Source organism: Mixta sp., assembly GCF_024610815.1.
GTDB classification, from domain to species: Bacteria; Pseudomonadota; Gammaproteobacteria; order Enterobacterales; family Enterobacteriaceae; genus Mixta; species Mixta calida.
The window spans coordinates 1-5,131 of the sequence record NZ_JANION010000027.1 but is presented as its reverse complement, the minus strand read 5'-3'; the positions used below and the strand labels follow the sequence as shown (position 1 = coordinate 5,131).

At 47.8% G+C, this 5,131-nt stretch carries 5 protein-coding genes; all 5 read left to right on the top strand.

Annotated elements, in window-relative coordinates; translation table 11 throughout:
- Positions 1-1,461, top strand: a 1,461-nt coding sequence (locus MYY08_RS01420; RefSeq protein ID WP_288012653.1) for a beta-ketoacyl synthase N-terminal-like domain-containing protein, incomplete at its 5' end; no start/stop codon positions are given.
- Between the two features lie 4 nt (positions 1,462-1,465).
- Entirely contained in the window at positions 1,466-2,674 is a 1,209-nt protein-coding gene (locus MYY08_RS01415) for a beta-ketoacyl synthase N-terminal-like domain-containing protein (RefSeq protein ID WP_288012655.1), read from the top strand.
- A gap of 7 nt (positions 2,675-2,681) precedes the next feature.
- The gene (locus MYY08_RS01410) at positions 2,682-3,674 is read left to right on the top strand and encodes an ATP-binding protein (protein ID WP_084970453.1); all 993 of its coding nucleotides are present in this window, start codon (positions 2,682-2,684) and stop codon (positions 3,672-3,674) included.
- A 20-nt stretch (positions 3,675-3,694) separates the two neighbouring features.
- The gene (locus MYY08_RS01405; RefSeq protein ID WP_038626882.1) at positions 3,695-4,402 is read left to right on the top strand and encodes an ABC transporter ATP-binding protein; all 708 of its coding nucleotides are present in this window, start codon (positions 3,695-3,697) and stop codon (positions 4,400-4,402) included.
- Positions 4,386-5,042, top strand: coding sequence for a hypothetical protein (locus MYY08_RS01400; RefSeq protein ID WP_052133917.1), 657 nt, complete (start codon positions 4,386-4,388; stop codon positions 5,040-5,042). The genes MYY08_RS01405 and MYY08_RS01400 overlap by 17 nt, the downstream gene beginning before the upstream one ends.
- Positions 5,043-5,131 lie beyond the last annotated feature (89 nt).

Genomic DNA, 5,131 nt, shown 5'->3' with positions numbered 1-5,131 from the left:
CTCGATTATGTAGCAAATGAATTTAGGGAAAAAGATGTCAACATCTTCATGAAGAATAACTATGCCTTCGGCGGCAATAATTGCAGCCTGGTGGTAAGTATGAAACCCGCCTCCGTGCCGGTAACCTCTTATGAAGCGAAGCGGGTGGTTATTTCCGGTATTGGCGCCGTTTCCGCCATTGGCCATACGTTTAATGAAATCGCGGACTTTATCTGGTCGCAGAATCGCTCTATTGAGCTCCAGCCCGTTAAGTTTCATAGCGATACGCTTGAGGAAGCCAGAGAGTTATTACGCGTGCTGGTTGAGACGCGGCAGCTGGAAGAATTACTGGGCGCTGAATATTCCTGCAATACACAGCCATTACCCGAGGAGAGAGAAAATTTTAAAACCTTCCGGATCGCGCATCTTGAGCCGCGAAAATATTTACGGCGCTACGATGCGCGCAAAGCCACCAACGGCGGAACCTACGCGCTGGTTGCGCTGGCCGAGGCGTTGAATAGCGGCAGGCGTAAAATCAGGAAAGAGGGTAATGAATTTGGCTTGATCATGGGCATGTGCCGTGGCCCGCAGGAAACGACCTATAAATATCTGCAAAGTCTGAAGCCAGATCCGCGCAAAGTGCGTACCTCGGAGTTCCCCGGTTCGCTGATGAATGCAATCGCCACCTTCTGCGGTATTTCTGAGGGAATCAAAGGTTACACCACGACGCTGGCGACCGGAGAGAATGCCGCGCTGGGTGCGTTAACCTACGGTTATGAACTGGTACGCCAGCAACTTCAGCCGCAGGTCATTGTAGGGGGCGCCGATGAATATTTCCCGTCGATGTCGCTCTATATGGACGCCGTTACTCAGAAACTACATATGACCTCGGAGGCGAGCGATTATCAGATCTACAGCAGGGATGCAAAAGGATCTATTCCAGGCGAAGGGGCATGTATGCTGCTGCTGGAGACGCCGGAAACGGCTGAAGCGCGCGGTATCGATGTGCTGGCGGAAATTGCAGGTTATGGTAAATCAAACAGCATCAGCTATTTTGATGCCGCCCAGCTAAGTGAAAAATCAGCGGCGTTGGCGCTGGCAATAAGGCGGGCGTTGGCAGATGCCGGTACCGCGCCGCATGAGATCGATCTCGTCTGCGGTAGCAGCAACGGCAGCAAAGAGAGCGCGCAAATTGAAATCGAGGCGTTCTGTCAGATATTTCAGCAGGAAAACCCCCGGGTGCCGGTGGTGAACTACAACGCTTTTTTCGGCTTTATTGAATCTTCCGCAGGGTTAATGAACCTGGCTGTGATTATCGACTGTATTAAGAGACAGGCGGTACCTGCTATCCCCTATACGCAGGAGTTTTGCGATGACCGCCTTAACTTTGTGCGCAGCCCACTAAAAGTAACGCTAAAGCAGGTTTTACTGGTAGGGGCGACCGAAGGGGGAAACTATTATGCATTTGTCATCAAAGCATGAGGCGTTGGATAACGCAGCGTTTATTTGCGGCTACAGTGCCCATTTACCTTTTGCTGCCAGCAGCGAAGCGTTAATCGAAAACCTTAAACAAGGTAAACGCGTCAATAAAAGCAACTGGTTCGCTTCAGATAAAGAGGCGATAAAGTGCGGGTTTAACAAAAATAAAACTGTGGCCCGGCTGACGCATAAAGAGCACAGCCCGCTGGAGCAGCTTGATCGCCTGATCGAAGAGGCGCTTGCACAGGCGAAGCTGAATACACGCTGCCTGGCGGGGGAAAATGTCCGGGTCTATTTAACCGGGCTTGGTCCCCGTGTTGATATAAAAGAGTACAGGTATTTCTACGACTACAACGATATTGACGATCTCAGGCTGGCAACATCGCTGAAAAGCCTTCACGCCTCTAATATGTCGCAGGATCGTCTGGCGCAGGCTATAGCACAAAAATATTGCCTGCAACATCTGCCGCCTAATTTACACTGCACCAGTAATTCTTCGCTGGCAGCAGTCCATATCGGCTGTCAGGCGATAGAAAAGGGTGGCGTTGATCTGGTAATGGTAATCAACTGTTCGGAAATTAAAACCCAGGATTTGTGGTTTCTTGAAAGCCAGTCAATGCTGGCCAGCGATGTGGTGCAGCCTTTTGGCGAAAATAGCAAAAGCGTATTATTTGCCGAAGGTTTCTGCGTTATGTTACTTGAGGGGGGCAGGCATCGCCAGGCGCGCCAGAAAAAAGGGGGCATCAGGCTGCGCTCCGCCTATACGCAAATTAGCGCCAAAAGAAGCAATGATGCCGCTTATTTAACCAGTAATATCTTAAAGGTTATGCACAGCATTATGGCTGCGACGGAAGTAACCTGTGATGATCTTTGCGCGGTGATACCTCATGCCAATGGATCGGAAATAAGCGATAAAGCTGAGGCCAGGGCGTTAGCTATGCTGCTGGAACAGCATCCGGTTCCCGTTTTAGCTTATAAAGGCCAAATTGGATATACCGCTACCGGATCGGGTATTATTGATTTAATTATCGCTCATCATACTTTATGTCATGGCGAATTGCTTCCACCCGTAACAAATGATGTGATTATCAAAGAAATTTCTCAATATATGCTGCCCGAAAAAGGTGTCATGAAGCATCATAAACATCATCTGCTAAAAACGGGCGTAGGCGTGGATGGTTCCGTTATCGGCTTAATGCTTTCTAATTATGAATAGTGGAACGGTGAGTATGGACCAGATCTACTTATCCTCTTTTGCAATGCTTGAGCCTGAAGACGATTTTTATTTATATTCTCCCAGTTGGCTGAATGTATGGGAGTCATATCACCATAACAAATCATTAAAAGCCACTCAGGCTCAGGCGTGGAACCTTAAACGTTTTGGTACCGTAAAAGATACCTATGCCGGGGAAATGATCAGATCGCCCGGTTATATGAAATATATTGAGGCGATGGAGCAGGCAGCAGATCTCGCCTTACAAAAAATGACAGCAAAAGAGCGGATGCTGTTAATGAGATCGCGTACGGCATTTATTTATATAGATTCATGGGGAGAATCGGGATTATTTGAAGATATTTCCAGCATGATGCATGTTACCCTGATTGATACGTTACCGAAAAATCTGCTGAAAATTTTTTCGGTTAAAAACTTCACCTGCAAAATACGCGGTGAAAAACAATCCCTGATGCAAGCAATAAGGCTGGCTCAGGATTATCTGAACTGGGATGTTTTCGATTTCGTGGTTATTTGCGGTGCTTATCGCGCCATACCGATTTTAATTTTTAGCGAAGAAGAGGGCGCGGCTACCCGTAAAGAAAAACCTCAGCGCATCAGGTCTAACATGTGCGTTGAGCGCGTTGGCTGTTTTATTTTCAGTCAGCGGGAGAGCCCGCTTAAGATCGGCTGCGGTAGCTGGGTGATGCCGCACCGGAATGAAACCGGCAACGCAGAGCCGCTCATCGGCGAAGCCGAGCTCAGTCTGGTGTCGATGGCAGGCTTGAGCAACAGCAAACTCAGTGTAACGCTCGCCAGCGCGCTACAGGCCGCAGGCGCTGAAACGATCAATCTTAGCGATCGCTATGGCAGCAGCGGCTGCCTTACGCCAGCGCTAAGCTGGATATACCTTGAGCAGCACGTTAACAGTTCAGCAAAAATGCGCACCATCGTACCGGACCATCTGGGCGGGTATAACTACTTTGATAGCTGGTATTGTTAACCAGATTAACAGGAAGCATTATGGCGAACGCTATTAAGGAACTGCCGGCAATTTTTCTGAGTGGTATTAATAAAAGCTTTGGCAGCAATGAAAATAAAGTTGAAGCATTGAAAAATATCAACCTGGAAATAGCCAGTGGTGAGTTTATCGCCCTGTGCGGACCTTCCGGCAGCGGTAAAAGCACTTTGCTCAATATCCTTTCAGGCATCGATCATCCCACTTCCGGGACGGTGATGTTTCTGAATAAAGTGCTTAACAATCTTAATGAAAATCAGCTTTCCCTGATCAGATGTCAGCATCTTGGATTTATTTTTCAGTTTTTTAATCTGATCCCGGTTTTAAATGCTTTTGATAATATTTTTTATCCGCTGATCCTGAACGGCAACTACAGTAAAAAAGAAGCGCAGGCGCGCGCATCGCACTATTTAAACAGTGTAGGACTCAGTCATATGGCAGATCGTAAGCCGGGCCAGCTATCGGGCGGTCAGCAGCAGCGGGTCGCTATCGCCAGAGCGCTGGCGCATGATCCGACGGTAGTAGTGGCTGATGAACCTACCGGTAATCTGGATCTGGCGACCGGCGATGCGGTTTTAGATCTGCTGATGAAAATTAATGAAGAAACCAAAACGACATTTATTATCTCGACGCATTCGACCCAGCTAAAGGAACGGGCCAGGCGTGTTGTTGAAATCAAGGATGGAGAATTAGTCAGTGACGCTGAAAACTAAGCTGCGCCTGTTGTTTTGCGTTTTTTTTCTGCTATTTGATCTCCGGGCGGCCGCTGAAACTTCTTTGCCTGCGGTGGAAAAGGTAGTGCAACAAAAATTTCCGGCTAAATGGAGTGAGCTGCAAAAAACTACGGATAGCTTGTGGCGCGAATATCGTGAAAAGGAAAATATTATTTCGCTGATATTCTATTCATACGGGATGCTGAAATTAGCTAATCACTATAATACGATAAACGATCTGGTTAATGCAGCCGAATATGCCAAGCTGGGTTTTTTTTACCTCGACGAGGCGGTAGATCTGTATGAAAACGATCTACGCGTGCGTTATCTGCGCGCGCGCGTTGATGCCTGGCTGCCCGGCAGCCTGGGACGCTGTATTATTGCAATAAATGATACGGAATTATTACTGAAATCAGCAGCGCGCTACGGTAAAGAAATAACCGATAATATTAATTACATGCGTTACCATGCGCTTAAAAGCTGTAAGGAAGATAAACAGGCTGATGCGCTGCTTGCGCAGATAGCAGGCAATAAACCGAAGACAGAGTCAGGCTCACCAGAGAGTAATGCTGCGTCTGAATGGGATGTGAGCGAGGTCCGGCAGATCATATTGCCGTTAGTGAGGGATGCACATGATTAGCGCCAGGGAAGGAATGGTTTTTTTTGCAGCACTGGTTTTGGCGATGGTGCTTTATTGCCTTTTTTTCAGGCTTCAGGATGCTAAGTTTG